General features: G+C 63.2%; 28 protein-coding genes. 12 read left to right on the plus strand and 16 right to left on the minus strand.

Annotated features, from left to right (window positions below):
• The first annotated feature begins 287 nt into the window (after positions 1–287).
• The gene (gene holA / locus NKI95_RS08565) at positions 288–1334 is read left to right on the plus strand and encodes a DNA polymerase III subunit delta (RefSeq protein ID WP_352715868.1); all 1047 of its coding nucleotides are present in this window, start codon (positions 288–290) and stop codon (positions 1332–1334) included.
• A 238-nt stretch (positions 1335–1572) separates the two neighbouring features.
• Here holA and NKI95_RS08570 read toward each other — a convergent pair whose 3' ends face one another.
• The 5 genes from NKI95_RS08570 to mnmE all read right to left on the minus strand — a co-directional run bounded on the left by NKI95_RS08570 (position 1573) and on the right by mnmE (position 7524).
• On the minus strand, positions 1573–2454 hold the full coding sequence (locus NKI95_RS08570; RefSeq protein ID WP_352715870.1) for a ParB/RepB/Spo0J family partition protein: 882 nt from the start codon (positions 2452–2454) through the stop codon (positions 1573–1575).
• A gap of 40 nt (positions 2455–2494) precedes the next feature.
• Positions 2495–3295, minus strand: a complete 801-nt coding sequence (locus tag NKI95_RS08575) for a ParA family protein (protein ID WP_352715872.1) — start codon at positions 3293–3295, stop codon at positions 2495–2497.
• Between the two features lie 33 nt (positions 3296–3328).
• On the minus strand, positions 3329–3970 hold the full coding sequence (rsmG, locus tag NKI95_RS08580) for a 16S rRNA (guanine(527)-N(7))-methyltransferase RsmG (RefSeq protein WP_352715875.1): 642 nt from the start codon (positions 3968–3970) through the stop codon (positions 3329–3331).
• Positions 3967–5856: a tRNA uridine-5-carboxymethylaminomethyl(34) synthesis enzyme MnmG gene (mnmG, locus tag NKI95_RS08585; RefSeq protein ID WP_352715878.1), complete on the minus strand. Its 1890-nt coding sequence runs from the start codon at positions 5854–5856 to the stop codon at positions 3967–3969. The genes rsmG and mnmG overlap by 4 nt, the downstream gene beginning before the upstream one ends.
• Positions 5857–6195: 339 nt before the next feature.
• Positions 6196–7524 carry a tRNA uridine-5-carboxymethylaminomethyl(34) synthesis GTPase MnmE gene (gene mnmE / locus NKI95_RS08590; protein WP_352715880.1) on the minus strand — a complete coding sequence of 443 codons (1329 nt, stop codon included), beginning with the start codon at positions 7522–7524 and terminating at the stop codon, positions 6196–6198.
• A 60-nt stretch (positions 7525–7584) separates the two neighbouring features.
• On the opposite strand from mnmE, the gene NKI95_RS08595 reads away from it, so the two are divergent.
• On the plus strand, positions 7585–9603 hold the full coding sequence (locus tag NKI95_RS08595; RefSeq protein WP_352715882.1) for a thioredoxin domain-containing protein: 2019 nt from the start codon (positions 7585–7587) through the stop codon (positions 9601–9603).
• A gap of 183 nt (positions 9604–9786) precedes the next feature.
• Here the strand turns inward: NKI95_RS08595 and rho are convergent, their stop codons facing one another.
• The 3 genes from rho to hemE all read right to left on the minus strand — a co-directional run bounded on the left by rho (position 9787) and on the right by hemE (position 12795).
• On the minus strand, positions 9787–11052 hold the full coding sequence (rho, locus tag NKI95_RS08600; protein WP_023675925.1) for a transcription termination factor Rho: 1266 nt from the start codon (positions 11050–11052) through the stop codon (positions 9787–9789).
• 166 nt (positions 11053–11218) lie between these two features.
• A complete protein-coding gene (gene hemJ / locus NKI95_RS08605) occupies positions 11219–11764 on the minus strand; it encodes a protoporphyrinogen oxidase HemJ (RefSeq protein ID WP_502909142.1) in 546 nt (181 codons plus the stop codon).
• 2 nt (positions 11765–11766) lie between these two features.
• Positions 11767–12795, minus strand: a complete 1029-nt coding sequence (hemE, locus tag NKI95_RS08610) for a uroporphyrinogen decarboxylase (RefSeq protein ID WP_352715884.1) — start codon at positions 12793–12795, stop codon at positions 11767–11769.
• Between the two features lie 401 nt (positions 12796–13196).
• On the opposite strand from hemE, the gene NKI95_RS08615 reads away from it, so the two are divergent.
• The 5 genes from NKI95_RS08615 to dnaQ all read left to right on the plus strand — a co-directional run bounded on the left by NKI95_RS08615 (position 13197) and on the right by dnaQ (position 17025).
• Complete coding sequence (locus NKI95_RS08615) at positions 13197–14015, plus strand: pyruvate, water dikinase regulatory protein (protein ID WP_292659665.1); 819 nt, start codon at positions 13197–13199, stop codon at positions 14013–14015.
• A 171-nt stretch (positions 14016–14186) separates the two neighbouring features.
• A complete protein-coding gene (locus tag NKI95_RS08620) occupies positions 14187–14786 on the plus strand; it encodes a Maf-like protein (RefSeq protein WP_352715887.1) in 600 nt (199 codons plus the stop codon).
• Positions 14779–15621 carry a shikimate dehydrogenase gene (locus NKI95_RS08625; RefSeq protein WP_352715890.1) on the plus strand — a complete coding sequence of 281 codons (843 nt, stop codon included), beginning with the start codon at positions 14779–14781 and terminating at the stop codon, positions 15619–15621. The genes NKI95_RS08620 and NKI95_RS08625 overlap by 8 nt, the downstream gene beginning before the upstream one ends.
• Positions 15618–16220 carry a dephospho-CoA kinase gene (coaE, locus tag NKI95_RS08630; RefSeq protein WP_352715893.1) on the plus strand — a complete coding sequence of 201 codons (603 nt, stop codon included), beginning with the start codon at positions 15618–15620 and terminating at the stop codon, positions 16218–16220. The genes NKI95_RS08625 and coaE overlap by 4 nt, the downstream gene beginning before the upstream one ends.
• Positions 16221–16305: 85 nt before the next feature.
• On the plus strand, positions 16306–17025 hold the full coding sequence (dnaQ, locus tag NKI95_RS08635; protein ID WP_352715895.1) for a DNA polymerase III subunit epsilon: 720 nt from the start codon (positions 16306–16308) through the stop codon (positions 17023–17025).
• Positions 17026–17283: 258 nt separating this feature from the next.
• Here the strand turns inward: dnaQ and secB are convergent, their stop codons facing one another.
• Positions 17284–17787, minus strand: a complete 504-nt coding sequence (gene secB / locus NKI95_RS08640) for a protein-export chaperone SecB (RefSeq protein WP_292659655.1) — start codon at positions 17785–17787, stop codon at positions 17284–17286.
• Between the two features lie 113 nt (positions 17788–17900).
• Positions 17901–18392, minus strand: a complete 492-nt coding sequence (locus NKI95_RS08645; RefSeq protein WP_352715898.1) for an FxsA family protein — start codon at positions 18390–18392, stop codon at positions 17901–17903.
• Positions 18393–18590: 198 nt separating this feature from the next.
• Here NKI95_RS08645 and NKI95_RS08650 point away from each other — a divergent pair, with 198 nt between their 5' ends.
• From NKI95_RS08650 to NKI95_RS08665, 4 genes are read left to right on the plus strand one after another with little or no spacing between them, the layout of a single operon-like run.
• Positions 18591–19298, plus strand: a complete 708-nt coding sequence (locus NKI95_RS08650; RefSeq protein WP_292659652.1) for a Tim44/TimA family putative adaptor protein — start codon at positions 18591–18593, stop codon at positions 19296–19298.
• A gap of 23 nt (positions 19299–19321) precedes the next feature.
• On the plus strand, positions 19322–20428 hold the full coding sequence (gene mltA, locus NKI95_RS08655; RefSeq protein ID WP_352715900.1) for a murein transglycosylase A: 1107 nt from the start codon (positions 19322–19324) through the stop codon (positions 20426–20428).
• Entirely contained in the window at positions 20425–20961 is a 537-nt protein-coding gene (locus NKI95_RS08660; RefSeq protein WP_352715902.1) for a Smr/MutS family protein, read from the plus strand. Before mltA ends, NKI95_RS08660 begins: the two co-directional genes overlap by 4 nt.
• A gap of 24 nt (positions 20962–20985) precedes the next feature.
• Positions 20986–21354, plus strand: coding sequence for a helix-turn-helix domain-containing protein (locus NKI95_RS08665; protein WP_352715905.1), 369 nt, complete (start codon positions 20986–20988; stop codon positions 21352–21354).
• 9 nt (positions 21355–21363) lie between these two features.
• On the opposite strand, the gene NKI95_RS08670 is transcribed toward NKI95_RS08665, so the two are convergent.
• From NKI95_RS08670 to NKI95_RS08680, 3 genes are all read right to left on the minus strand, one after another.
• Positions 21364–21981 carry a transglutaminase-like cysteine peptidase gene (locus NKI95_RS08670; protein ID WP_292659644.1) on the minus strand — a complete coding sequence of 206 codons (618 nt, stop codon included), beginning with the start codon at positions 21979–21981 and terminating at the stop codon, positions 21364–21366.
• A 210-nt stretch (positions 21982–22191) separates the two neighbouring features.
• Positions 22192–23469: a polyhydroxyalkanoate depolymerase gene (locus NKI95_RS08675; protein ID WP_352715908.1), complete on the minus strand. Its 1278-nt coding sequence runs from the start codon at positions 23467–23469 to the stop codon at positions 22192–22194.
• A gap of 246 nt (positions 23470–23715) precedes the next feature.
• Complete coding sequence (locus NKI95_RS08680; protein WP_352715911.1) at positions 23716–24075, minus strand: septal ring lytic transglycosylase RlpA family protein; 360 nt, start codon at positions 24073–24075, stop codon at positions 23716–23718.
• Between the two features lie 305 nt (positions 24076–24380).
• Here NKI95_RS08680 and NKI95_RS08685 point away from each other — a divergent pair, with 305 nt between their 5' ends.
• Complete coding sequence (locus NKI95_RS08685) at positions 24381–24566, plus strand: hypothetical protein (protein ID WP_352715913.1); 186 nt, start codon at positions 24381–24383, stop codon at positions 24564–24566.
• A 58-nt stretch (positions 24567–24624) separates the two neighbouring features.
• Here the strand turns inward: NKI95_RS08685 and NKI95_RS08690 are convergent, their stop codons facing one another.
• The 3 genes from NKI95_RS08690 to NKI95_RS08700 are packed head-to-tail and all read right to left on the minus strand — an operon-like array spanning position 24625 to position 26456.
• Positions 24625–24813: a hypothetical protein gene (locus NKI95_RS08690; protein WP_352715916.1), complete on the minus strand. Its 189-nt coding sequence runs from the start codon at positions 24811–24813 to the stop codon at positions 24625–24627.
• Positions 24814–24819: 6 nt separating this feature from the next.
• On the minus strand, positions 24820–25686 hold the full coding sequence (locus NKI95_RS08695) for an ABC transporter permease subunit (RefSeq protein WP_352715919.1): 867 nt from the start codon (positions 25684–25686) through the stop codon (positions 24820–24822).
• Complete coding sequence (locus tag NKI95_RS08700) at positions 25683–26456, minus strand: taurine ABC transporter ATP-binding protein (protein ID WP_352715921.1); 774 nt, start codon at positions 26454–26456, stop codon at positions 25683–25685. The genes NKI95_RS08695 and NKI95_RS08700 overlap by 4 nt, the downstream gene beginning before the upstream one ends.
• Positions 26457–26563: the final 107 nt, after the last annotated feature.

The following is a 26563-nucleotide window of genomic DNA, read 5'->3' on the forward strand; positions in this document are numbered from 1 at the left end:
GTCCGGGCTGATCTGGCGCACGAGGAGTGAATTTCGGTGACAAGATCGCTAGGTCAAGTTCCTTCGCCCCCCTCTGTCCTGCCGGACATCTCCCCCTCAAGGGGGGAGATTTCGCCCTCATCTCCGCTTTCGCCAATTTCCAATGCTGTAGAAAGAGCCGGCGGCAAAGCTGCCAATCTCCCCCCTTGAGGGGGAGATGTCCGGCAGGACAGAGGGGGGGTGCTGTCCCGCCGGCGTCCGTCAACACCTTGGTTCACCCCGCGCCCGCGTCATGCTAATCAGCGCCCATGGCACAGAAGAAAGCATACGAGGTCGATGCATGGCTCGCGAAGCCGGATCCGCGCGTCTCGATCGTGTTGCTTTACGGTCCCGATCGCGGGCTGGTTGCCGAGCGGGCAAAGGCCTTTGCCGGCAGAACCGGCCTGCCGCTTGACGATCCGTTCTCGGTGGTCAGGCTGGACGGTTCGGAGGTCGATCGCGACGAGGGCCGCCTGCTCGACGAGGCCCGCACCGTGCCGATGTTTTCGGAGCGGCGCCTGCTATGGGTGCGCAATGCCGGCGCCCAGAAGGCGCTTGCCGACGACGTCAAGGCGCTAACGTCAGAGCCCGCGCGCGACGCCATCATCCTCATCGAGGCCGGCGACCTGAAGAAGGGCGTCGGCCTGCGCGCCGTGGTGGAGGCGGCCGACAATGCCATGGCTCTGCCTTGCTATGCCGATGAAGCCAGGGATATCGATACGGTCATCGACGACGAACTGCGCAAGGCCGGCATGTCGATGACACTGGAGGCGCGGCAGGCGCTGCGCCGCAATCTCGGCGGCGACCGGCTGGCCTCGCGCGGCGAGATCGAAAAGCTGGTGCTTTATGCGCATGGCCAGCCCGAAATCGGCCTCGACGACGTCAAGGCGACGTCTGGCGATGTCTCCGGCCTCTCCTTCGATGCGGCGGTCGACGCCCTGCTCGAAGGCAGGATCGCCGACTTCGACACCGCCTTTACCCGCCATTGCCAGTCCGGCGGCCAGCCCTTCCTGGTGCTTTCATCGGCGATGCGGCAGCTGCAGACGATCCAGGCGATGCGTGGCCAGATGGACGCCGGCGGCCGCAATGCCGCTTCGGTCGTTGCCGCGGCGCGCCCGCCGGTTTTTTTCTCGCGGCGCAAGCTGGTGGAGAAAGCCCTCGAACGGTGGAGCAGCGAAGCGCTCGGCCGCGCACTCAACCGCCTGCAGACGGCGGTCCTGCAGACCCGCCGGCGGCCGGATCTGTCGGTCGCGCTGGCACGCCAGGCGCTGCTCGGCATTGCCGTGGAGAGCGCAAGGCTGGCGCAGCGCACCTGATCTCCCCCCTTGAGGGGGAGATGTCGCCGAAGGCGACAGAGGGGGTCGCAGCGCGTGGAACACCAGCCCCTTCCGCGACGACAGACGACGTGGGCGCTTGATGTGAGACGACCCCTTCTGGCCTGCCGGCCATCTCCCCCTCAAGGGGGGAGATTAATTACTTCGACGATTTCGCCAATGACCGGCGCCGCAGAAAAAACGTTATTTGCCGGCTAAAGACCTCGACGTTTTGGCAACCCTACTCCCGCTTCAGCCTTCGGCAAAGCTCGTCGAGCTGCTCCAGCGTCCGATAGGCGACGCTGATCACGCCGCCGCGCTGGTTGTGCTCGATCGTGACGATCATGCCGATAGTATTGGTCATCAGCTTTTCCAGCGCCAGCGTGTCGGCATCCTTTTGCGGCGGGGGCGCAGGCTGGCGCTTTGCCGTCGGCGCGCCGACCGGCATCTGCGCCAAGGCTTCGGCCTGGCGCACCGAAAGCCCCTCGTCGATGATCCGCTTGGCAAGCCCGGCCGGGTCGGCGGCCGTCACCAGGGTGCGGGCATGGCCGGCCGAGAGCGCGCCGTCGACCAGCATGTCGCGAATGACGTCGGGCAGCTTGAGCAGTCTCAGTGTATTGGCGACATGGCTGCGGCTCTTGCCGATCACCTGGCCGAGATCGGCCTGCGTATACCCGTGGTCGTCGATCAGCTGCTGGTAGCCCAATGCTTCCTCGACCGGGTTGAGGTCGGTGCGCTGGACGTTTTCGATGATCGCAAGCTCTAGCGCCGTGCGATCGTTGACGTCGCGTACGATGATCGGGATTTCGGTCAGCCCGGCGCGTTGCGCCGCACGCCAGCGACGCTCGCCGGCGATGATCTCGTAGCGGCCTGTTTGGGTTTTCGACGGCCGCGCCACCACCGGCTGCACCACGCCATGCTCGCGGATCGACTGGGCGAGGTCGGTCAGGTCGGCGTCGCCAAAATGCCGGCGCGGGTTCTTCGGGTTGGGGCTGAGGAACTCGATCGGCACCTTGCCGTCGGCCGTCAGCCCGGGCTTTTCCGGAGCCGCCGGGCGATCGATTTCGCCGATCAGCGCCGCTAGTCCCCGTCCCAGTCTTTTTCTCGAAGGGTCTTCGTTCATCGTCCGTCCAGATCGTTTCGGTGTCGAATCGGCTTATTGTTCAGGCGGCCCGCAATTTGCGCTCGCGACGGATGACTTCCGAAGCAAGCTGCAGATAGGCCTGGCTGCCCGAGCATTTGAGGTCGTAGAGAATCGCCGGCTTGCCATAGGACGGCGCCTCGGAAACGCGGACGTTGCGCGGGATGACGGTTTCATAGACCTTGTCGCCCATATGCGCCCGGACATCCTGCACCACCTGGTTGGCGAGATTGTTGCGCCCGTCGAACATGGTCAGCACGATGCCCTGGATCGTCAGGTTGGGGTTGATCGAACGGCGCACCTGCTCGACCGTCTCCAAAAGCTGGCTCAGGCCCTCCAGCGCGAAAAACTCGCATTGCAGCGGCACCAGCACCGAATCGGCCGCAGCCATCGAATTCAGTGTCAACAGGTTGAGCGAGGGCGGGCAGTCGATCAGCACATAGCCGAATTTGGCCGAACGCTCGGCCGAAGCCCGTAGCGCGTTGCGCAGCCGCAGAACCCGATCCGGCGCCGAGGCGATTTCCATCTCGATGCCGAGCAGGTCGAGCGTCGACGGCACGATCGACAGGCCTGGCACCGCCGTCGGGATCGCGGCTGCTTCGAGATCGAGCTCGCCGGTCAGCACATCATAGGAGGATACGGTGCGGTCGCGCCGGTCGATGCCAAGCCCGGTGCTGGCATTGCCCTGCGGGTCGAGATCGACGATCAGCACCTGTTCGCCTATGGCTGCCAGCGCGGTGGCCAGATTGATGGCGGTTGTCGTCTTGCCGACGCCGCCCTTCTGGTTGGCGACGGTGATGATTCGGGGGCCGTTCTTCATCATGGGTCTATGCCAGAAATTCATTTGGGTCGCCGGTCACAAGCCAGGGAGCTGTCGCAAGTCGGATACTTCGAGAATGACGCCCTGCGCGTCGGTTGCACTGGCATGTTCTACCAGATCGAAAGACCATCGTTGAGCGCTTTCTGCCACTTCGGCGCGGTAATCCCGGCCTTTGTGAAACAGGCCGCGCGACCCCTTAGTCAGCCATGGGGCAGCCAGGTCGAGCAAGGCCGGCAGCGAAGCAAGCGCCCTGGCCGTGACGATTTGCGGTGCAGGAACAAGAGGATAGCTGTCGTCTATGCGTCGCGCGATGACCTTGGCGGGCAGGCTGAACTGGCCGACGACCGCTTGCAGGAACGATGCTTTTTTTCGGTTGCTTTCAACCAGGTCGATACCGGCGCCTTCTCGCTCGGCAAGCAAAAAGGCCAGCACGAGGCCGGGAAACCCGCCGCCCGAGCCGAGATCGACCCAGCGCTTCGCCTCTGGTTTGATTCGCGCCAGTTGCGCGCTGTCGAGGATGTGGCGGCCCCAGACATCGTCCTGCGTCGACTGCGCGGCCAGATTGATCCGGCGATTCCATTTCTGGAAGACGGCCTCGAACTCGACCAGACGATCGAATGTTTCACGTGAAACCGGGCCCGCTGCCGCTTGCAGGTTTGCCCAGGACGCAGCGCTCACGCGACCTGCTTTCGCGCGGCCGCCTCGGCATTGCGCACATGTGCGACAATAATCGCCAGCGCCGCCGGCGTCATGCCTTCCATGCGTTGCGCATCGGCAATGGAGCGAGGCTGGCGTGCCAGCATCTTCTGCTTCAACTCGTTCGACAGGCCGGGAACAGAAGCAAAGTCGAGCGACTCCGGAATAAGCCGGCTCTCCTCATGCCTGATCTGCGATACGTCGGCCTGCTGGCGGTCGAGATAGACAGAATATTTGGCTTCCGTTTCAAGACGTTCAGCCGTTTTGGCGTCGATCGCCGCGAACGCCGGTTCGATGCGCGCCAGCCAGGCGATGTCGACGCCGGGATAGGCCAGCAACTCATAGGCCGAGCGGCGTACACCGTCCCGGTTGATTTCGAGCCCATGGCGCGCCGCCTCATTGGGGGTCATCGTGGTGCCGAGGGCGAGCTGTCTCGCTTTCTCAAGGTCTTGCATGACATTGTTGAACCGCTGCATTCGCTCGGGCGAGGCGATCCCCAGTCTCATCGCCAGCGGCGTCAGCCGCTCATCGGCATTGTCGGCCCGCAACGACAGCCGGAACTCGGCCCGCGAGGTGAACATACGGTAGGGTTCGGCGATGCCGCGGCTGGTCAAATCGTCGACCATCACGCCGATATAGGCTTCGGTGCGGCTCAGCACGATTTCATCGCTCGCCGACGCCTTGCGCGCTGCATTCAAGCCGGCGAGCAACCCTTGCGCACCGGCCTCCTCATAGCCGGTTGTGCCGTTGATCTGGCCGGCGAGGAAAAGCCCGACTATCCGCCTGGTTTCCAACGTTGGCTTGAGCTCGCGCGGGTCGACATGGTCATATTCGATGGCATAGCCCGGCTGCAGCATGGTTGCCCGCTCCAGCCCCGGAATGGTCTTCAGGATGTCCAGTTGCACATCTTCCGGCAGCGAGGTCGAGATGCCGTTCGGGTAGACCGTGTCGTCGTCCAGCCCTTCCGGCTCTAGAAAAATCTGGTGGCCCTCGCGGTCGCCGAACTTGACGATCTTGTCTTCGATCGACGGGCAATAACGCGGCCCGACGCCTTCGATTGACCCCGAATACATGGCCGAGCGGCCGAGATTGGCGCGAATCAGCTCATGCGTGGCATTGGTCGTTCGGGTAATGCCGCAATGGATCTGCGGGTTTTGAATGCGCTCGGTGAGCAGCGAGAACGGCACGGGGTCTTCGTCCGCCGCCTGGCTCTCCAGTGACGCCCAATCGATCGTCCTGCCGTCCAGCCGCGGCGGCGTGCCGGTCTTCAGCCGCCCGAGCTTGAAGCCGGCGCGGCTCATCGTCGCCGACAGACCGATGCTCGCCTGTTCGTTCATGCGGCCGGCGACAATCTTCTTTTCGCCGATATGGATCAGCCCGCGCAAAAAAGTGCCGGTCGTCAGCACCACAGCGCCGCAGGCGAGCCGGCTTCCGTCCGCCAACAGCACCGCCGCGATGCGCCCATCGTCGATTTCCCCGTCATAGATTTCGAAATCCAGCACCTCGCCTTCGACAACCTCGAGACCGGTCTGTTGGCGAATCGCCGCTTGCATGGCGAGCCGATAGAGCTTTCTGTCGGCTTGCGTGCGGGGACCACGCACCGCCGGCCCTTTGCGGCGGTTGAGCAGCCGGAACTGGATGCCGGCCGCATCGGCGACGCGCCCCATCAGCCCGTCCATGGCATCGATCTCGCGAACAAGATGGCCCTTGCCGAGGCCGCCAATCGCCGGATTGCAGGACATCACACCGATCGTGTCGAAGCGCAGCGTCACCAGCGCCGTTCTGGCGCCAGCCCGCGCGGCAGCACTGGCCGCCTCGCACCCAGCATGGCCGCCGCCCACCACAACCACATCATAGTGATTGGTCATTTCAGAATCCCGAATTCAAGTGGACCGACACATGTCCCCGGAGGCACGCGCTGTCAAGGACAGGGGACTGTTCGTTTCACGTGAAACAATCCCATCTGCGTGGGTTGGGAGTTGTTTCACGTGAATCACGGCCCCGGTTCCTTCGCCAGAGGATCTGATTTTGTCCGACACTTTAGATTAGAAGAATGTCCGCGTTGGTTGCCAGCTTTACTTCACCGAAGCGAAGCGGACCACAGTCCCTGCGATCTGCAGCGCGAGGAACCTAGCAGACGTTGGAGGGGACAGCGCCAGCGTTCCGTCTCCATCGCTGTGTGCTCCTTCCCCAATGTTTCACGTGAGTCATTTCCCAATACAGAACTGCGAAAAAATCACATCGAGCATATCCTCCACATCGACCGCCCCAACGATTCGTCCGAGCCGATCCGCCGCCAGGCGCAGTTCCTCGGCCCGCAGCTCCTGCCCGCGCTCGCCCCCCGTGACAGCCGCAACCAGGAACCGTTTCGTCTCATTGAGCAGCTCGACGTGCCGCAGCCGAGACGGCAGGATATCGCCGGCCTTGCCGATCTGCGCTGCGGCACGACGCCCGATCTCGTCCAGCAGTTCGGCCAAACCCGTGCCGTCCCGCGTCGAGATAGCGAAATCATAGTGCGCCGAGGGCGAGGGCGATTTGGTCCCAAACAGGTCAATTTTTGTTCCGACCCTCAGCGCCGGCATGTCGCCCGGCAGCACACCGATCGCGACTGGCTCCGCCAGATCCTCCAGCAGCAACAGCAGATCCGCACTGTGCGCCTTGGTCCTGGCCTTCTCGATGCCGATCGCCTCGATCATGCCTGGCGCTTCGCGCAGACCGGCGGTGTCGGTTACCCTGACCCGCATCCCTTTCAGGTCCAGTACCACCTCGAGCAGGTCGCGGGTCGTGCCCGGCTCGTCGGTCACGATCGCCGCTTCGCGCCGCGCCAAGGCGTTGAACAGGCTGGATTTGCCGGCATTCGGCGCGCCGAGGATCACGACTTCGAACCCGTCGCGAATGATTTCGGCTGCGCGGAAGCCGGCGACATGGCGCTCTATTTCCTCGATCATCGCCCGGACATCCGACCAGACCGTATCGGCGACCGAGCCCGGCACGTCATCCTCGTCGGCAAAGTCGATCTCGGCCTCGATCATCGCGCGGGCGTGGATCAGCCGTCGGCGCCAGCCCAGATAGAGGTCGCTCTGCACGCCTTCGGCGTTGTGCACGGCAAAGCGCCGCTGCGCCTCGGTTTCGGCGTTGATGAGATCGGCCAGCGCCTCGGTCTCGACCAGATCGAGCTTCCCGTTGAGAAAGGCGCGGCGGGTGAATTCGCCAGGCTCGGCATGCCTGACGCCATCGAAGGAGGCGATGGTTTCCAGCATCCTCGCCACGACGGCGCGCCCGCCATGCACATGGAACTCTGCAACGTCCTCGCCGGTAAAACTGTCGGGACCGGCAAAGAAGACGACCAGGCCGCTGTCCAGCACCGATCCGTCGGGCGCCCGGAGCTTGCGATAGGTGGCAACGCGGTTCGGCACCGTCGATCCGGCAATCGTTTCGATAGCGAATCGACTCTGCGATCCTGAAATCCGGATCACTGCAATGCCGGCCGGCAGGCGCCCGCTCGACAGCGCCACGATGGAGTCTTTTGAAATCATTTGCCCGCTCTGCCGAAGCGCCCTAGCTATGCCTGTTCAATCCGCCATCGAGTAGCGCCGTTGACATTGCCTGCACAAAACCTGCTCGCCGAAGAGGCCAGCCCCTATCTGCAGCAGCACAGCGGCAATCCGGTGCACTGGCGGCCATGGTCGCCCGCCGCTTTGGCCGAAGCAAAGGCGCTGCAGCGTCCGATCCTGCTCTCTGTCGGCTACGCCGCCTGCCACTGGTGCCACGTCATGGCGCATGAGAGCTTCGAGAACGACGACGTCGCCGCCGTCATGAACCGTCTCTTCGTCAATATCAAGGTCGACCGCGAGGAGCGCCCCGACATCGACCAGATCTACATGGCGGCGCTGTCCTCGATGGGCGAGCAGGGCGGCTGGCCGCTGACCATGTTCCTGACCCCGGACGGCAAGCCGTTCTGGGGCGGCACTTACTTTCCGCGCGAGGCCCGCTACGGCCGGCCGGGCTTCGTCCAGGTGCTGGAGGCGGTAGACAAGGCTTGGCGGGAGAAGAAAGAAAGCCTTAACCAAAGTGCCGACGGTTTGACTACGCATGTCGAGACGCGGCTGGCGGGCAGCCATGGCAAGGCCGTGCTCGACCGCGGCATGCTGGCAAAGCTCGCCAACGGCATTGACGGCATGATCGACCGCGATTTGGGCGGCCTGCGCGGCGCGCCGAAATTCCCCAACGCGCCGTTCATGCAGAGCCTCTGGCTGTCCTGGCTGCGCGACGGCGCAGCTTCCCACCGCGACGCCGTTCTCCTCAGCCTCGAAAAGATGCTGGCCGGCGGCATCTACGACCATATTGGCGGCGGTCTCAGCCGCTACTCGACCGACGCCGAATGGCTGGTGCCGCATTTCGAAAAAATGCTCTACGACAATGCCCAGCTCATCCGCTTGTGCAATTGGGCCTATGCGTCAACCGGCAAGGAATTGTTCCGGCTGCGAATCGAAGAGATGATTGCCTGGCTGTTGCGCGAAATGCGGGTCGAGGGCGGCGCTTTTGCCGCCAGCCTCGATGCCGATAGCGAGGGCGAGGAGGGGTTGTTCTACACCTGGAGCAGGGATGAGCTCGAAGCCACCCTCCGCGACGATTCAGCCTTGTTTTTCAAATACTTCACGCTTGCCGGTCCGCATGGCTGGGAGGGCAAGCCGATCATTTGCCAGACTGATGCTCAACAGGCGCAAAGCGTCGTCGATCGTGCCCTTCTGGTTCCGCTCAAGCAAAGGCTGCTGGCGGCAAGGGAACAGCGCGTTCGGCCCGGGCGTGACGGCAAGGCCCTGACCGACTGGAACGGCTTGATGATCGCAGTCCTTGCCGAGGCCGGGCGGTCGCTTGGCCGATCCGACTGGATCGAAGTGGCGGCAGCGGCCTTTGCCGCAATTGCGGGCGCCGGACGTGATAATCGCCTGCCGCATTCGATGCTCGGCGCAAAGAGGCTGTTCCCGGCTCTATCGAGCGACTATGCCGCCATGGCCAATGCCGCCTTCTCGCTGTTCGAGGCGACAGGCAGTCCGGATTACATCGCCCAAGGCAGGAAATTCATTGAGCAACTCGATCTCTGGCACCGCGACAGCGACAAGACCGGCTACTATCTGACCGCGTCCGACAGCGGGGATGTGCCGATCCGCATCCGCGGCGATGTCGACGAAGCCATTCCTTCCGCTACCGGCCAGATCATCGAAGCCCTGGTCCGATTGTCGTCGCTTTCGGGCGATCTCGAACTCTGGGAGAAAGCCTGGACAGTCGCAGAGCACGCGGGCGGGCGGGCGGAGCACCAGGGCTACGGCCAGGCGGGAATAGTCAATGCCTGTGCCCTGGCGCTGGAGCCGCTGAAACTGGTGATCGTGGATAGACCGGAGAATCCAAGGCTTGTTCCGGTTGCGAATCGAAATCCAGACCCCCGTCGGGTGGACATCGTCGTGCCTGTTGGCTCGGCGACAAATCTGCCGGCCTTGCCAGGTGGCGTCCTGCCGCCAACGGCCGAGCCCGGCGCCTGGCTGTGCACCGGGCAGGTTTGCCTGCCGGTGATAATGGAAGCTGAAGAGCTGGAAGGGTTATTGCGGCGAAGATAGAATTCGTCATCCTATGGCGAAGCAAGGAGCGAAGCGACGCAGCGCAGACCATAGGATCCATGCCGTGACTTTCGCGCGCTGCAACGGCGCAGATTCTGCCCCGCTGCTTTCTCCGGTAGACCTCACGGCATGGATCCTCGGGTCAAGCCCGAGGATGACGAAGGCAACGGCCAGCCCGCAACCTTACGTATTCATCGAATCGAAGAAATCCGCGTTGGTCTTGGTCTGCTTGAGCTTGTCGATGAGGAACTCGATGGCGTCGGTCGTTCCCATAGGCGCCAGGATGCGGCGCAGCACGAAGATCTTCTGCAGGTCCTGGCGCGGAACCAGCAGGTCTTCCTTGCGGGTGCCGGACTTGAGGATGTCCATGGCCGGATAGATGCGCTTGTCCGCCACCTTGCGGTCGAGCACGATTTCCGAATTGCCGGTGCCTTTGAACTCTTCGAAGATGACCTCGTCCATGCGGCTGCCGGTATCGATTAGCGCCGTGGCGATGATGGTCAGTGAACCGCCTTCCTCGATATTGCGGGCAGCACCGAAGAAGCGCTTCGGCCGCTGCAGCGCGTTGGCGTCGACACCACCGGTCAGCACCTTGCCGGATGACGGCACGACGGTGTTGTAGGCGCGGCCTAGGCGGGTGATCGAATCCAGCAGGATGACGACGTCGCGGCCGTGCTCGACCAGGCGCTTGGCTTTTTCGATGACCATTTCGGCAACCTGGACGTGGCGCACCGCCGGCTCGTCGAAGGTCGAGGAGACAACCTCGCCCTTCACCGAGCGCTGCATGTCGGTGACTTCCTCCGGCCGCTCGTCGATCAGAAGCACGATCAGGTAGCATTCCGGATGGTTGGTGGTAATCGAATGGGCGATGTTCTGCAGCAGCACCGTCTTGCCGGTGCGCGGCTGCGCCACGATCAGCGCGCGCTGGCCCTTGCCGAGCGGCGCCACCAGGTCGATGACGCGCGCCGAAATGTCCTTGGAGGTCGGAACCTCCATTTCCATCTTCAGCCGCGAGGTCGGATAAAGCGGCGTCAGATTGTCGAAATGGATCTTGTGGCGGATTTTTTCCGGGTCGTCGAAATTGATCGTGTTGACCTTGAGCAGCGCGAAATAGCGCTCGCCCTCTTTCGGGCTGCGGATCGGGCCTTCGACCGTATCGCCGGTCTTCAGCGAGAACCGCCGGATCTGCGAGGGTGAAATATAGATGTCGTCGGGACCTGGCAAATAGTTGGCATTGGCAGAGCGCAGGAAACCAAAACCGTCCTGCAGCACTTCGACGACGCCGTCGCCGATGATCTCGATATCCTGGGTCGCCAGCCTCTTCAGGATCGCGAACATCAGCTCCTGCTTGCGCATGACGCTGGCGTTCTCGACCTCGAGCGATTCCGCGTAAGCGATCAGCTCTGGTGGCTTCTTGTTCTTGAACTCTGTGAGTTTCATTTCTTGCATCATTAGACGGACTCTGAGTAAGCTTTGGGAAAAATATCGGCGGGATGCGACAAATGCCGGGCGCGGCCGAAGCGATAAATGGGCGGCGCATGACGGGAAGGAAGACCCGTCTTTTATCGTCGGTCGGTTGAAAGAGCAAGCCGCCTTTTGCGGGCAACCGAAGACGTCAGAACGGTTTCACGATAACCAGGACGACGATGACGATCATCAGCAATGTAGGGATCTCATTGACGATCCGCCAGTGCCTTGCCGGTTTTTCATTGCGGTCTTCGGAAAATTTCCGGACGGCGCCGGCGAGATAGCCATGCACGGCCGACAGGCCAACCACCGCAGCGATCTTGGCATGCAGCCAGCCGCCCTGAAAACCAAAGCCTTTCCAGGCAAGCCACAGGCCGAACGCCCAGGTGATCACCATTGCCGGATTGATGATGCCGCGCAGCAGGCGGCGCTCCATCACCTTGAAAGTCTCCGACTGGACGGAGCCTTTTTCGGCATCGGCATGATAGACCAGCAAGCGCGGCAGATAGAGCATGCCCGCCATCCAGGAGATGACGGCAATCACATGGATCGCCTTCGCCCAGGGATAGAAATCATCGGGCCCGAAGAGAAACAGCAGCCCGGCCAGCACGAGAAAAATGGCGATCGCAATTGCCGCGCGGCGCATCGCGCCCTTGCCGGTGTTGGTGCCGTTCGCATTGTCTGCGCCCATCATCGTCACGACGCGCTCCGCACCAGCTTGACCATCTGCTCGACATGCGCGAGCGGCGTCTCCGGTGTGATGCCGTGGCCGAGGTTGAAGATCAGCGGCCCGTCGCCCAGCGCCTTCAGGATCGCCGCTACGCCGTCGCCAAGTGCCTTGCCGCCGGCTACGAGCCGCAGCGGATCGAGATTGCCCTGCACGGCGCCGTCACGCTGCAATTCCTTTGCCGTCGACAAGGGCACGGTCCAGTCGAGGCCCAGCCCCGCCACGCCGGTCTTCTGGCGATAGCTTCGATAGTGATCTCCGGCACCCTTGGGAAAGCCGATGATCGGAACGTCGGGATGGGCAGCCTTCACTTGCCGGACGATCTCGGCCACCGGCTGGACACAGAACAACTCGAACGACGCTTCGTCGAGCACGCCGGACCACGAATCAAAGATCTGCACCGCGTCGGCGCCGGCATCGATCTGGCGGATCAAATAGGCAGCCGAATGATCGGCGAGCACCATCAGCAGCCGAAGAAAGGCTGCCGGCTCGCGATAGGCGAACAGCCTGGCCGGCGCCTGGTCGGGCGTGCCGTGGCCGGCGATCATATAGGTCGCCACCGTCCAGGGCGCACCGCAGAAGCCGATCAGCGTCGTTTCATCAGGCAGTCTGGCGCGCAACCGCCGCACCGTCTCGTAGACCGGCTCGAGATTCACGTGAAACGTTTCGCCGTCGAGAGCCGCAATTTCCGCAGCCGTGATCGGCGTCAGCAGCGGGCCGCGTCCTTCCTCGAAGCGCACGTCGCGGCCGAGCGCATGCGGCACCACAAGGATATCGGAAAACAGGATCGATGCGTCGAAGCCGAAGCGTTCGATCGGCTGCAGCGTCACTTCGACGGCGAGATCCGGGTCGTAGCAAAGATCGAGGAACGATCCGGCCCGTCTCCTCGTCTCCCGGTATTCCGGCAGATAGCGGCCAGCCTGGCGCATCATCCAGAGCGGCGGCGGAAACGCCGCCTTGCCTCTCAACACGTCCAGCACGATCCGGTCTTGAGGCATTGAGCGCTCGCCTTTCCAGGCTTCCCTATAATTAAATATTCTATTTTTAGGAATCTTATGATTCTAAGAGTCTGTTGGTTGTGGTGGTTGTCTCCTGTCCCGCTTTGCCCTCGAAAAGACCAGCCAGCATATTGTCGCGCGCTTCTCCAATGGGATTGCAGGACTTTGTGGAAAGTCGGGAATTTACGACTGGAGTCAATGCGTTGCCGCCAGGCCAGGGAAATTGCCCCTGTGGATGACGCGAAGGCAAGAAGCTCCGTCCCCGGACTTGTCCCCAACCGCCCTGAGAAGCCGACAGCACATCGAATTGTGGACAAACCGGCATCTGATACAGTCGCTTCGCGGTGGCCGAGTTTTCCGCCCGGCTTATCCACATCGGCCCACAGCCTGGAATGTATCCTGTGAACAAACCGCAGAGCTTCTTTCACCTTCACCTGATTTCCGACGCCACCGGCGAAACGCTGCTGGCCGCCGGCCGCGCGGCTTCCGCGCAGTACAAGGACGCGCGCGCCATCGAACATATCTACCCGCTCATCCGCACCGAAAAGCAGGTGACGAAGGTGTTCGAGGACATCGAGGAGGAGCCAGGCATCATCCTCTACACGGTGGTCGACCAGAAGCTTGCCCGTGGCATCGACGAACGCTGCGCGGCGATGGGCCTGCCTTGCGTCTCGGTGCTGGAGCCGGTGCTGACGGTGTTCCAGTCCTATCTCGGCACGCCGGCCGGCCGCCGCGTCGGCGCCCAGCATGTGCTGGACGCTGAATATTTTCGCCGCATCGACGCGCTCAATTTCACCATGGAGCATGATGACGGCCAGCTGCCGGCCAATATGGACGATGCCGACATCGTGCTTGTCGGTATCTCCCGCACCTCAAAGACGCCGACCAGCATCTATCTCGCCAATCGCGGCATCAAGACCGCCAACATTCCGATCGTGCTCGGCGTGCCGGTGCCCGAAAGCCTGGTCGATGCCAGGAGGCCGCTGATCGTCGGCCTGGTCGCCACCGCCGAACGCATATCGCAAGTCCGGCAGAACCGCATTCTCGGCACCAGCGCCTATGAGCCGACCGATTATGTCGACCGCGCCGCGATCGCCGAAGAGCTCGCCTATGCCCGCCAGATATGCACGCGGCATGGCTGGCCGATGATCGACGTCAGCCGCCGTTCGATTGAGGAGACCGCGGCGGCGATCGTTGCCCTGCGCGGCAAGACGCGGTAGGGCATGTCCATATTCAGGTGATGCCGGCCTGCGAACGGCGGTTTCCTGCGCTTCCGGTACTCACGGACCCAAATGTCCGCTCCGTTCCGGTTCTCGGAACCCACCATTCTCGACTCGGCCTGACCTGAATCTCGACACACCCTAGCGAGCGCCAGGAAACGGGCGAAAAAAATGGCCGAAAAAATCATCCTTGCCTCGGGCAGTCCGTTCCGCAAGGCGCTGCTCGTCAATGCCGGCGTTACGGTCGAAGCGGTTCCGGCTTCTGTCGACGAACGCGCGCTCGAGGCGCCGCTGCAAAATAGTGGCGTGTCGCCGGAGGATGTCGCCCTGGTGCTTGCCGAAGCCAAGGCCACCGAAGTCAGCGAGCGCAAGCCCGGCGCCCTGGTGCTCGGCTGCGACCAGACGCTGTCGCTCGGCGACGAACTGTTCCACAAGCCGGCCACTATGGAAGACGCGCGCCGTCATCTGCTGGCACTGTCGGGCAAGACGCATCAGCTCAACAGCGCCGTCGTGCTGGCCCGTGACGGCCAGGTTCTGTGGCGGCATGTTGGCATCGCCAACCTGACCATGCGCAAGCTCGATCCGGCCTTCATCGGCCGCCATCTGGCGCGCGTCGGCGCCAAGGCGTCGTCCAGCGTCGGCGCCTACCAGATCGAAGGCGAGGGCATCCAGCTGTTCGAAAAAATCGAAGGCGACTATTTTACCATTGTCGGCCTGCCGCTTTTGCCGGTGCTGGCCAAGCTGCGTGAGTTCGGGGCGATCGATGGCTGAGGCCCCGAAAAAAGCCTTCGTCACCGGCCACCCGATCGTACATTCCAGGTCCCCGAAGATCCACGGCTACTGGCTGGCGAAATACGGCATCGACGGCCTCTATCAGGCCATCGACGTTGCACCGGAAGCGTTTGCGGAATTCCTGCGAACGCTGCAGGCACAAGACTATCGTGGCGGCAACGTCACCATCCCGCACAAGGAAGCCGCCTTCGCTCTGGCCAAGCGGCGGGACGCCGACGCCGAACAGATCGGTGCGGTCAACACACTGTGGTTCGAGGATCGCGAATTGTGGGGCGGCAATACCGATGCCCATGGCTTTGCCGCCAATCTGGACGAGTATGCACCGGGCTGGGCGGCCAACGGCCCCGCCGTGGTGCTCGGTGCCGGCGGCGCCGCTCGCGCGGTCATCCATGCGCTGAAGCAGCGCGGCGTCAGCGACATCCGCATCGTCAACCGGACGCTTGCGAGGGCGCAGGAGCTGCGCGACCGCTTCGGTGCCGGCGTCTCCGCCCACAACATCGCGGCAACCGGCGAATTGCTCGAGGATGCCGGCCTGCTGGTCAACACCTCAGCGCTCGGCATGCATGGCAATGAAGGCCTGTCCGCCGATCCGGGCAGACTGCCGGACCGCGCCATCGTCACCGACATCGTCTACGTGCCGCTGGAGACGCCGCTGCTTGCCGCAGCCAAGGCGCGCGGCCTGAGAACCGTCGATGGGCTCGGCATGCTGCTACACCAGGCGGTGCCCGGCTTCGAGCGCTGGTTCGGCATCAGGCCGCAGGTCTCCGCCGAGCTGCGGCAAATGATCATTGCCGATATCGGCGCGATAAAATGATTGTACTCGGCCTCACCGGATCGATCGGCATGGGCAAGTCGACCACAGCCAAGATGTTTGCCGAGGCCGGCGTGCCGGTCCATGATTCCGACGAGGCGGTGCATCGGCTTTATGCCGGCAAGGCCGCGCCCTTGGTCGAGGCGGCCTTTCCCGGGACCACCAGATCCGGTGCGGTCGACCGCGCGGCACTGGCGGAGCGGGTGCTCGGCGACGCCGCCGCGCTGAAACGGCTCGAAGCGATCATCCATCCGCTGGTCCGTGCCGATGCCGATGCGTTCCTGGCTGAAAATCGTGCCGCCGGCGCACCGCTTGCCGTGCTCGATATACCGCTGCTGTTCGAGACCGGCGGCCGGAACCGTGTCGACAAGGTCGTGGTCGTCACCGCGCCGCCTGAAGTCCAGCGCGCCCGCGTGCTGGCACGCCCGGGCATGAGCGAGGAAAAGTTTGCGTCGATCCTGGCCAGGCAGGTTCCCGACGCCGAAAAGCGCCGGCGCGCCGACTTCGTCATCGACACCGGCCAGGGCTTTGACGCCGCTCGCGCTGCCGTCAAGGCCATCATCGCCGAACTAGTCGGGGATAAGGCAGCCAGGCCTGGTTAAGAGGCTTGCAGCCCACATTACTCGTTGCCATTTTGTTCCGGGTGTGATTCGGCTAGAATGACACCGGAACCAATGGACTGATTCGATGCGTGAGATCATCTTCGATACGGAAACCACCGGCCTCGACACGCGCGAGGACCGCGTCATTGAGCTTGGCGGCGTCGAGTTGGTCAACCGCTTCCCGACCGGCCGAACCTTCCACAAATACATCAACCCGCAAGGCCGCCAGATCCATCACGAGGCGCAGGCCGTGCACGGCATCAGCGCCGCCGATCTTCAGGGCAAGCCGACTTTCATGGAGATCGCCGAGGAGTTTCTGGCCTTCATCGACGGCGCCAAGCTGGTCGCGCACAATGCCGGCTTCGACATCGGCTTCCTCAATCTCGAATTCGGCCGGCTTGGTCATCCGGCCATCGATCCGGGACGGATCGTCGACACGCTGGCGCTGGCGCGCCGCAAGCATCCGATGGGCCCCAATTCGCTCGACGCGCTTTGCCGCCGCTACGGCATCGACAACGGCCGCCGCACCAAGCACGGCGCGCTGCTCGATTCGGAATTGCTAGCCGAGGTCTATATCGAGCTTATCGGCGGCAAGCAGGCAAGCCTTATCCTCGACAGCATCCTGACTCCGGCGGGCGGGAGGCAGAATGTCGACGACATCGATATTTCGATCGGTGTGCGGCCGATCGCCTTGCCGTCGCGCCTGACCGACGCCGAGCGCGCAGCACACGCAGGCATGGTTGGTACATTGGGCGAAAAGGCGCTCTGGCTGCGCGTCGCCCCGGAAGCGAGTTCCGCGGCATAGTGATTTTGAGCGGAGTGATCCGTCGCACCCCCCTCTGTCCTGCCGGACATCTCCCCCTCAAGGGGGGAGATTGGGCCGTCCCAGCGCTTGGCTCATTCCTGCGACGATGAAGGATTGGCGAAGGCTGACGTGAAGTCCGATCTCCCCACTTGAGGGGGAGATGGCCGGCAGGCCAGAGGGGGGTACTGTCCCGCCAGCGGGTATACAAAAAACCCGGCGCAAGGTCGGGTTTTTCAAACGCTAGCGAGACAGCCGCGCTCAGCTCACCTTGACCTTGGCGGCGGCAGCCTGGTCCTCGGCCAGCTTCTGCTGGAACATCTGCGCGAAATCGATCGGGTCTAGCATCAGCGGCGGGAAGCCGCCATTGCGTGTTGCCTCGGCAATGATCTGCCGGGCGAACGGGAACAGCAGCCGTGGGCATTCGATGAACAGGATCGGCAGCATGTGCTCCTGCGGGAAGCCGCTGATGGCAAAGACGCCGCCATAGACCAGCTCGACGTTGAACAGCACTTCCTGGTCGAACGACGCTTTTGCGTTCAGCGTCAAATTGACGTCGAACTGCTTGTCCGAAAGCGGGTTGGCGTTGACGTTGACATTAATGGCGATGCCGGGGGCCTTGTCGCGGCCGCGCAACGAGTTCGGTGCGCCGGGGCTTTCGAAGGAAAGGTCCTTCACATATTGCGCAAGCACGTTGAGCGAAGGCTGCGCCGCATTTCCATTACCGTTGGCTGCGCCGGTCGGCGCGTCGTCGTTGCTGGCCATAAGCTGTGGTCCTTTTGCCTGGGCAGCGTTGCTGACCGGATTGAAATTCGGGGTTCGCTATCATGGCCGGCCCGACAAGACAAGGTTTGCAAAAGACGCTGGTTGCCTTGCGGCTACTCGTCCTTGAGGCGGCGCCAGGGAGAATCCGGTCCGCGCGTATGGTCGTCGGCGCGCGAATAGTCGCCGTCGTCGAGATCGATGGTCTTGCCGCGTTGCCTTGCCCGCAAACCACTGCTGAAATCGGTTGCCAGCACGATGCGGCCTTTCAGCATCCGCCAGGCAAGATCGCGCACTGGCGGCAGGAACAGCAGAATGCCGAAAATATCCGAGATGAAGCCGGGGATGATCAAAAGGATCGCTGCCAGCACGATCATGGCGCCATGCGCAAGCTGGGCGCTCGGATCACGCCCGGCATCCATTTCGGCACGCACCCTGGCCATGACGCCAAAACCCTGGTGTCGAAGGAGCAAGGCGCCGGCTATGCTCGAGGCCAGCACCAGCCCAACCGTCGCCAGCGCGCCGATCTGGCGGCCGACAATGACGAAACCGGCTATCTCCAGCAGCGGAAGCGCGAGAACAAACAGGGGAAGCAGCGAAATACGCAAATCTTGACCGATCGTTTCGATGTTTTGCCGGCCGGCGAGCAATCGCCGCTGGCACCAGAGCTGTTAGATAGGTATGGCTGCCTTTGATTTGAATGATTGCGCCATGCGTTCTATATGCTTTGGATACCGAACGCTATGTGATCGCGGCCCTTGCTTGGCCGCTGGTCCGGCCAAAGCAGGGATTGATTGGCGCAAGATATGGGCTTTTTCGACTTCGGCACGATTTTCTTTCTGATTGCGGCGGTGGTGATCTTCTTCCAGCTGCGCAACGTGCTTGGCCGACGCACGGGCAACGAACGCCCGCCCTTCGATCCATATACGGCAGCGCGCAAAAACGACAAGGATGCCGCCCAGAAACCCGAGAACGTGGTTTCGCTGCCGCGCAAGCGGCTGGCGGGAGAGCCGGCGGCCGACACCTATGTGGCGATCGATGCCTTTGCCAAGCCCGACACCGATCTCAACCGGGGTCTGCGGGCGATCAAGGACAATGATCCGACCTTCGACCCGAAGACATTCGTCGACGGCGCCAAGATGGCTTATGAGATGATCGTCATGGCCTACGCCGATGGCGACCGCAAAACCTTGAAGAACCTTTTGTCGCGCGAGGTCTATGACGGCTTCGTCGCGGCCATCGGCGACCGTGAGGCGAAAGCCGAAAAGATCCAGTCCTCCTTCGTCGGCATCGACAAGGCCGACATCGTTTCGGCCGAAATGAAGGGCAGCGAGGCGCACATCACGCTGCGCATCGTCAGCGAACTGATCTCGGCGACCCGCGACAAGGCCGGCGCCGTCATCGACGGCGATCCGGAGACCGTCGCCGAGGTCAAGGACGTCTGGACCTTCGCCCGCGACGCGCGCTCGCGCGATCCGAACTGGAAGCTCGTCGCCACCGAAGAAGAAGACTGAACTGGACGGCGGCGGGGGCTGTCGTGTCGCTCTCTAGAGCCTTCAGCGAAAAATCCTTTGGCGAATTGCCGGGCTGGGGCGAGGACGACCATCTCCCTGCCTTTGACGCCTTTCGCCGCTCGGCCTTCCATATCCTGACCAAACCCTACCGCTCCGGCGCGCTCGGCGTCGATTACAATGGCTTTGCCGATGCCTATGCCGAAGCGCGTACCGTTTCGCCGGCGAATCGGTTTGAGGCCCGAAGCTTTTTCGAGCGCCATTTCGTTCCGGCCCGTATCGATGCCGAAGATGGTGGTCCCGGCCTGGTCACCGGCTTTTATGAGCCGGAGGTCGAAGCCTCGCCGGTGCGCACGCAACGATTTTCGGTGCCGTTGCTGGCCCGCCCGGCCGACCTTGTCGACATCGACGACGGCAATCGTCCTTCCGGCTTGGATCCTTATCTCGCCTTCGCTCGTGCGGCGCCGAACGGCCCGGTCGAATATTTCGACCGCGGCGAGATCGAACGCGGCGCGCTTGCCGGAAAAGGGCTGGAAATCGCCTGGCTCGCCGACAAGGTCGACGCCTTCTTCATTCACGTGCAGGGCGCGGCACGGCTCAACATGACCGACGGCAGGCTTCGCCGCATCACCTATGCCGCCAAATCCGGCCAGCGCTTTACCGGACCGGGCAAGATCCTGAGCGAGGAAGGCGAGATCCCGCTGGAGAAAGTGACGATGCAGTCGATCCGTGCCTGGTTCAAGGCGCATCCGGAACGCGTCGACGAGATCCTTTGGCGCAACCGCTCCTACATCTTCTTCCGCGAGATGGGCGTCGACGATCCAGACCTCGGCCCGATCGCTGCCGCCAAGGTGCCACTGACACCCGGCCGCTCGATCGCTGTCGACCGGCTGCTGCACACGTTCGGCACGCCCTTCCATATCGATGCACCGTCGCTGACCGCCTTCGACGGAAAACCGTTCCGGCGGCTGATGATCGCACAGGACACCGGCTCGGCGATCAACGGGCCGGCCCGCGGTGATCTGTTTGCCGGGTCGGGCGATGCGGCCGGCGAGATCGCCGGCGTCGTCCGCAACGCCGCCGATTTTTATGCGCTGATCCCCCGGTCGCTGGTTTCAGGAGCAGACCGATGACCCGGCGCATCGACAGGCTGAGCGAGGACGACCGGGTGCTGTGGAACCTGGTGGCGCACACCGCAAAACCGCTGAAGGGCAGAACCGCCGTCGAAATTCCACACGCCGGGCCGGAGATCGACGAGACCAGGCAGGCGCCGCCGCCGGCACAGGTCGCGGGCAATGCTGCCACGGCCGCAAAGCCGAAGGCGCAGCATGTCTCCCACGCACTCGACGAACCGACGCTGGACAAGCTGTCGAAGGGCCGGCTGCCGATCGAGGGCCGTGTCGACCTGCATGGCCTGACCCAAGACGAAGCCTATTCGCTGCTGTTTTCCTTCCTGCGCCGGGCGCATGCCGGCGGCATCCGCTATGTTCTGGTGATCACCGGCAAGGGTTCCTCGTCGGGCGGCGACGGCGTCTTGCGGCGCTCCGTGCCGTCATGGCTGTCGACACCCGCCTTCCGGCCCCTCGTCTCCAGCCACGACCATGCCGCCCGCAACCATGGCGGCTCGGGCGCGCTCTATGTCCGCTTGCGGCGTGCGCGCTCATGAGGATATGCCCATGAGGATGTGCTTGTGACCCCGTTCGGCGAAAGGCTCAGGGTGCTGCGAAGCGAGCGCGGCGTCAGCCAGAAGGACATGGCCAAGGCGATCGGCGTCAGCGCAGCCTATCTCTCGGCGCTGGAGCACGGCCGCCGCGGTGCGCCGAGCTGGACGCTGATCCAGAAGATCATCGGCTATTTCAACATCATTTGGGACGACGCCGAGGAACTGGCGCGATTGGCCGAAACCTCGCATCCGCGTGTCAAGCTCGACACGTCGGGCCTTAGTCCGGCGGCGACCGAACTTGCGAATCTCCTGGCCGACAACATCGAAAAGCTCGACGAAGTTGAGCTTCGCCGCATCATTGCGTCGATCCGCGCCGCGCTGAACCGGCCGAAATGAGTTGCTTTGTTACTGGACCGAGCCGACCAGAACCTGCTGGCCGCCGCGGATCGAGACCCAGCGGCCGGTATTGTCGATCGCCTGCCGCTTGAGGAAACGATAGCCGGTCTGGTCCCAGGAACGGACCTGGTCGGTCAGATTGTCGAGGATGTAGTCGCCCTTGTCGGTGCGCACCGTCAGCACAGCGTGGCCTTCGCCATCCGGCTTGCGGACGACGGTCATCAGCAGATCGGCAAACGAGACGCCCAGCCGGTTCAGCTCACGGCGCTTTTCCAGGACATAGTCCTCGCAATCGCCGACGCCCTTGTCGGGATAGGCCCAGACCTCGTCCTTGCCGTAGATGTCGAAGTCGCTCTCCGGCTTGACGGCGGCGTTGACCTTTGTCGTGACGCTGAGCAGCTTGCGCCACAGCGAGCCGGTCAGGCTGGCGGGCGACAGATCCTTCGGGCGGATCGAGCATTCGGACGCGTAGCTCTTGCAGAAATCATAATGGCCGATCGGCTGCGAGGTCGGGCCACCTGTTATCATCGGGCTGGCTGCCGAGGCCGAACTGGCCCAACCTGCCGCCACAGTAAGTCCAGCCAGCGCGCACAGGCGCAGCGTTCTCGCCATTGGTGAGGAAATCATTGTCCCCGCTTGTCCCTTGTTATTAACGAAACGTTAAGGGGTATTTACAGTCCGTGTCAATTATGAGGATGGATTGATTTTTGCGGCATGGTTACCCGCGTGGCGCCAACGCGACTATTGTGCAACAGGTTGACCGGCCGCACGGCCGCCAACCGATGATCTTGGCATTGACCGACCTGATGCGGATTGGCGGGCATCATCACTGGTCGCCTATTTCTTGCCGGTCCTCACCAGCTTGGGCTTCACCGCAACCCGGTTCTGACGGCCGTAGCTGGTAATGAAATCGACGATGCGCGGCACGATTTCGGAGCGGAAGCGCGAGCCGTTGAACACACCATAATGGCCGACCGCCGGCTGCATGTAATGGGCGTGCCTGTCGGCCGGGATGTTGATGCAAAGGTCGTGCGCGGCCTTGGTCTGGCCGAGGCCGGAGATGTCGTCGTTCTCGCCCTCGACCGTGAACAGGGCGACATTGCGGATCGCCAAGGGGTCGACCGCCACGCCGCGGTGCGTCATCGTGCCCTTGGGCAAGGCCTGGCGGACAAACACGGTGTCGACGGTCTGCAGGTAGAATTCCGCCGTCAGATCCATCACCGCCAGATATTCGTCGTAGAACTCGCGGTGCTTCTCGGCATTGTCGCCGTCATGCTTCACCAGATGCATGAAAAAGTCCTTGTGGGCGATGATGTGGCGGTCGAGGTTCATGCTCATGAACCCCGAAAGCTGCAGGAAGCCGGGATAGACCTCGCGGCCGAAGCCCGGCACCGGCCAGGGCGCGCGCATGATGACGTTGTCGCGGAACCAGTCGATGCCCTTTTCCTGGGCCAGTAGATTGACCGCCGTCGGGCTGCGGCGGGTGTCGATCGGGCCGCCCATCAGCGTCATCGTCGAGGGCACGAACGGATCACCCTTGGCTTCCATCAGTGCCACCGCCGCCAGCACCGGCACCGAAGGCTGGCACACCGCCATCACATGGGTGTCGGGGCCTAGCGCATGCAGCATGTCGACGATGTAGTCGATATAGTCGTCGAGATCGAAGCTGCCGTCGGCCAGCGGCACCATGCGCGCGTCGACCCAGTCGGTGATATGCACGTCGGCATAGGGCAGCATCGCCTCCACCGTGCCGCGCAGCAGCGTCGCGTAGTGGCCCGACATCGGCGCGACGATCAACAGCTTCGGATCCGGCCGGCGCCCGGCCGGAACTGCGCGCTCGAAGTGAACCAGGTTGCAGAATGGCCGCGACCAGACGGTGCGTTCGCTGACCTCGACGTTTTTCCAGTCGACCACGGTCTTGGTCAGGCCGAATTGCGGCTTGCCGTAGCGGCGCGTCGTGCGCTCGAACAGTTCGGCCGTTGCGGCAACCGAGCGGCCCCAGGACGTGTGTGAGACCGGATTGAGCGGATTGGAGTAGAACAGGCGCACCGCATCGGCATAGAGGCGCGCCGGCTGCAAGGCGGCGTGGTTCAGTTCGTAGAGCTGGTAGAACATCGAGAACCCCGCTGCCGACTGCGATGGAAGGGCCGACGAGCAGCGCCGAGCCTTGAATGCCTTGCGGGGAAGTTAGCAACAATCTGCTGCGATGCAATACGTCAACTTGCGTGATTTATGCTCGTTCTTTCGTCCAAGGCGTTGAGAATCCGCCTGGAACGGCAACAGCCGGCTCAGTGTGCAAGTGCGAAGGCTATTGGGACGATCGTTGGACGAGGTGCCCGGCAGCGGCGACGGGCCGAGCAGTTAGACGCGTGCCATGCAGACAGCGGTATGGCCCGAGCTGATGAAGCCGAGCTGACTGGCTGCGCCCTTCGACAGATCGAGCATCCGGCCCCTGATAAACGGGCCGCGGTCGTTGATGCGCACGACGACGCTGCGGCCATTGTTGCGGTTGGTCACCTTCAGCTTGGTGCCGAACGGCAGGCTGCGATGCGCTGCGGTCAGCGCCGACGGGTTCATGCGCTCGCCGGAAGCGGTTCTGGAATGCAGTGAGTACCAGGAGGCACGGCCGCACTGCGCGGCGGCGCTGGCAGTGGATGCGCCGACCATCAGGCCGCCCGCGATCGTGGCCGCGACAAGCGCGGTCTGGTTGCTTTTGTTCATGTGTTGGGGACTGGCTCCGTTGACAGACCCGCAGCGGTTAGGGACGAATGAGGCAGCAAATGCGGCAATGATCTGTCGGTTCCATGGCAATGTTACACGTTTGGAGTCGGCGCGAAACAATTTGTCAGAGACTTTCCGCAGAGCGGCACAGCTTCCTTGATGATCTTTGCACCGATCTCCGCATGTCTTGCGCAGGATCGGAGGTTAGCATCTAAGTAGAAGTTGGTGTAATCGAGCGGCTTCTTTTCGCTGTTCCATTCCGGCCGGAGCCGGGCTGATGATCGACTTGGAAAGGAGTTTCAGCAATGAGATTGATCAAAAATCTGCTGGCCTTGATTGTGCTCGCCATCGGCATGCTGTGGACGTTGCAAGGCATCGGCTTCATCGGGGGCAGCTTCATGACCGGCCAGTCGCAATGGCTCTATGTCGGCATCGTGACGGTGCTGGTCGGCCTGGTCGGCTTGGCTTGGGCGAACCGTTCACGCGTTTGAGCAGGCGTTCATCGTCAAGTTCCCTCCAGAGCAGCGCACAGCGGACCGTGGCGGTCGGTCACCGCGACCAGTATTGCCAGCCCCAGTAGAAACTTTCGTCGCGCGGCGGCAGGCGGTTGCGCTCCGCGTCCAGCTGCACCGGCGTCGGCGTTTTGCGTTCGTCCCCAGGCAGCAGTTTGTCTCCGGCCTTGATCAGGCGGAGCCAATGGCCGAAATGCGCAAACAATACAGCGATGGAATGGGGCATTGTCGGTCACTCCCGCCCTGCCCACGGGACGAGCACCCGCTCGATCCTGCGGATGATGAATTCAAGCACGAAGGCAATGGCCGCGATCACCAGTATGCCCATCACCACCACGTCGGTGACGAGGAACTGGGCAGCGGACTGGATCATGAATCCGAGCCCGCGCGTCGCTGCCACCAGCTCGGCGGCAACCAGCGTCGACCAGCCGGCGCCAAGCGCGATGCGCAGACCGGTCAGGATCGAGGGCAGCGCGCTGGGCAGGATAACGTGCCTGATCACTTGGCGCTGCGTGGCGCCAAGCGAGCGCGCTGCATTGATGCGTTCCTGCGAGACGCCGCGAACACCCGATGCCGTCGACAGCGCGACCGGCGCCAGCATGGCGATGGCAATCACCAGGATCTTGGACGGCTCGCCAATGCCGAACCAGATAATGATCAGTGGCAGATAGGCGAGCGGCGGGATCGGCCGCAGGAATTCGAGCAGCGGATCGAAGATGCCCCGCCCGATCGTGCTGACGCCGATCGCCAGCCCGATGGGAACGCCGACGACAAGGGCGACGATCAACGCCGCAAACACGCGCCACAGGCTGGCGGCAATATGCTGGAGCAGCGTCGCGTCGACAAAGCCGCCACCGGCGACCACGACAAATTTGTTCCAGACTGCCACAGGCGACGGCAGGAAAACCGGCGACACCAGTTGCAGGCGGGCCGATACCGTCCACACTGCCAGCACCATCAGAATGGTGATCGCGCTAACCACGCGGGCCGAAACGCGGCTGCGTCTCGGCCGCGGCCGCGACCATGGCACCGACAGCGCGTCGGCTCCATCGTCGACCTTGGAGCGCTGCGGCCGCTCGGTATAGGAGGTAACGGTCATGCTGCCTCCCCTTCGAAGATCGCATCGGTCAGCTCGCCGCGCGCCGCGGCGAAGGCGGGATCGGCCTTGATGCTGCGAATGGCCTCGCCGGCTGCATAGCGCCGGCTGAAGCCGGCCTCGAAACTCCGCACCACCCGCCCCGGGCCGGGAGCGAGCACAATGATACGGGTTGCCAGAACCAGCGCTTCCTCGATGCCGTGCGTGACCATCAGCACGCCGACCTGGCTTGCCGTCCACAGATCGAGCAGCGTTGTCTGCATGCGTTCGCGTGTCAGCGCGTCGAGTGCGCCCAGCGGCTCGTCGAGCAGCAGGAATTGCGGCTCGGCCGCCAGCGCCCTGGCCAGGCCGACCCGCTGGCGCATGCCGCCGGAAAGCTCCCAGATGCGCTTGTCGCCGGCGCGGTCGAGCTTCACCAGCGCCAGAAGGTTGTCCGCAGTCCGCGCCCGTTCGGCGGCCCTGACACCGCGCAGCCTGAGAGCAAAGGCGACATTTTCCCGCGCGGTCAGCCACGGAAACAGCGCGTCGTTTTGGAACACGACGGCGCGGTCCGAGCCTGGCGCCGAGATCGGCCTGCCGCCAATCGTGGCGCGTCCACGCACAGGCTGGACCAGGCCCGCAGCGACATTGAGCAACGAGGTCTTGCCGCAGCCGGAGCGGCCGACCAGGACAACGAAGTCATCCTTGGCGATGTCAATCGACACGCGTTCGACGGCCGGCGCCGGCTGGCCGTCATAATGAATCGAGACTTGGTCGAGCACGAGATGCGTCATGTGGGGTCGCCGATATTCTGAATCTGCCTGCCCCGAAGTCGTTCCTCGTCAGCGGCTCCGGGGCAGGCAACGCGCGCGTCAGGGAAGGGAGGAAGCGCGCATTGAGC

Origin of the sequence: Mesorhizobium sp. M0306, from assembly GCF_040321655.1 — a bacterium.
Taxonomy (GTDB): Bacteria; Pseudomonadota; Alphaproteobacteria; order Rhizobiales; family Rhizobiaceae; genus Mesorhizobium.

Excerpts from the sequence above, each read along its gene's own strand:
- holA (WP_352715868.1), top strand. The coding sequence starts at position 288 with ATGGCACAGAAGAAAGCATACGAGGTCGATGCATGGCTCGCGAAGCCG.
- NKI95_RS08570 (WP_352715870.1), bottom strand. The coding sequence starts at position 2,454 with ATGAACGAAGACCCTTCGAGAAAAAGACTGGGACGGGGACTAGCGGCG.
- NKI95_RS08575 (WP_352715872.1), bottom strand. The coding sequence starts at position 3,295 with ATGATGAAGAACGGCCCCCGAATCATCACCGTCGCCAACCAGAAGGGC.
- mnmG (WP_352715878.1), bottom strand. The coding sequence starts at position 5,856 with ATGACCAATCACTATGATGTGGTTGTGGTGGGCGGCGGCCATGCTGGG.
- mnmE (WP_352715880.1), bottom strand. The coding sequence starts at position 7,524 with ATGATTTCAAAAGACTCCATCGTGGCGCTGTCGAGCGGGCGCCTGCCG.
- rho (WP_023675925.1), bottom strand. The coding sequence starts at position 11,052 with ATGCAAGAAATGAAACTCACAGAGTTCAAGAACAAGAAGCCACCAGAG.
- hemJ (WP_502909142.1), bottom strand. The coding sequence starts at position 11,764 with ATGATGGGCGCAGACAATGCGAACGGCACCAACACCGGCAAGGGCGCG.
- hemE (WP_352715884.1), bottom strand. The coding sequence starts at position 12,795 with ATGCCTCAAGACCGGATCGTGCTGGACGTGTTGAGAGGCAAGGCGGCG.
- NKI95_RS08620 (WP_352715887.1), top strand. The coding sequence starts at position 14,187 with ATGGCCGAAAAAATCATCCTTGCCTCGGGCAGTCCGTTCCGCAAGGCG.
- NKI95_RS08625 (WP_352715890.1), top strand. The coding sequence starts at position 14,779 with ATGGCTGAGGCCCCGAAAAAAGCCTTCGTCACCGGCCACCCGATCGTA.
- coaE (WP_352715893.1), top strand. The coding sequence starts at position 15,618 with ATGATTGTACTCGGCCTCACCGGATCGATCGGCATGGGCAAGTCGACC.
- dnaQ (WP_352715895.1), top strand. The coding sequence starts at position 16,306 with ATGCGTGAGATCATCTTCGATACGGAAACCACCGGCCTCGACACGCGC.
- secB (WP_292659655.1), bottom strand. The coding sequence starts at position 17,787 with ATGGCCAGCAACGACGACGCGCCGACCGGCGCAGCCAACGGTAATGGA.
- NKI95_RS08650 (WP_292659652.1), top strand. The coding sequence starts at position 18,591 with ATGGGCTTTTTCGACTTCGGCACGATTTTCTTTCTGATTGCGGCGGTG.
- NKI95_RS08660 (WP_352715902.1), top strand. The coding sequence starts at position 20,425 with ATGACCCGGCGCATCGACAGGCTGAGCGAGGACGACCGGGTGCTGTGG.
- NKI95_RS08670 (WP_292659644.1), bottom strand. The coding sequence starts at position 21,981 with ATGATTTCCTCACCAATGGCGAGAACGCTGCGCCTGTGCGCGCTGGCT.
- NKI95_RS08675 (WP_352715908.1), bottom strand. The coding sequence starts at position 23,469 with ATGTTCTACCAGCTCTACGAACTGAACCACGCCGCCTTGCAGCCGGCG.
- NKI95_RS08680 (WP_352715911.1), bottom strand. The coding sequence starts at position 24,075 with ATGAACAAAAGCAACCAGACCGCGCTTGTCGCGGCCACGATCGCGGGC.
- NKI95_RS08685 (WP_352715913.1), top strand. The coding sequence starts at position 24,381 with ATGAGATTGATCAAAAATCTGCTGGCCTTGATTGTGCTCGCCATCGGC.
- NKI95_RS08690 (WP_352715916.1), bottom strand. The coding sequence starts at position 24,813 with ATGCCCCATTCCATCGCTGTATTGTTTGCGCATTTCGGCCATTGGCTC.
- NKI95_RS08695 (WP_352715919.1), bottom strand. The coding sequence starts at position 25,686 with ATGACCGTTACCTCCTATACCGAGCGGCCGCAGCGCTCCAAGGTCGAC.
- NKI95_RS08700 (WP_352715921.1), bottom strand. The coding sequence starts at position 26,456 with ATGACGCATCTCGTGCTCGACCAAGTCTCGATTCATTATGACGGCCAG.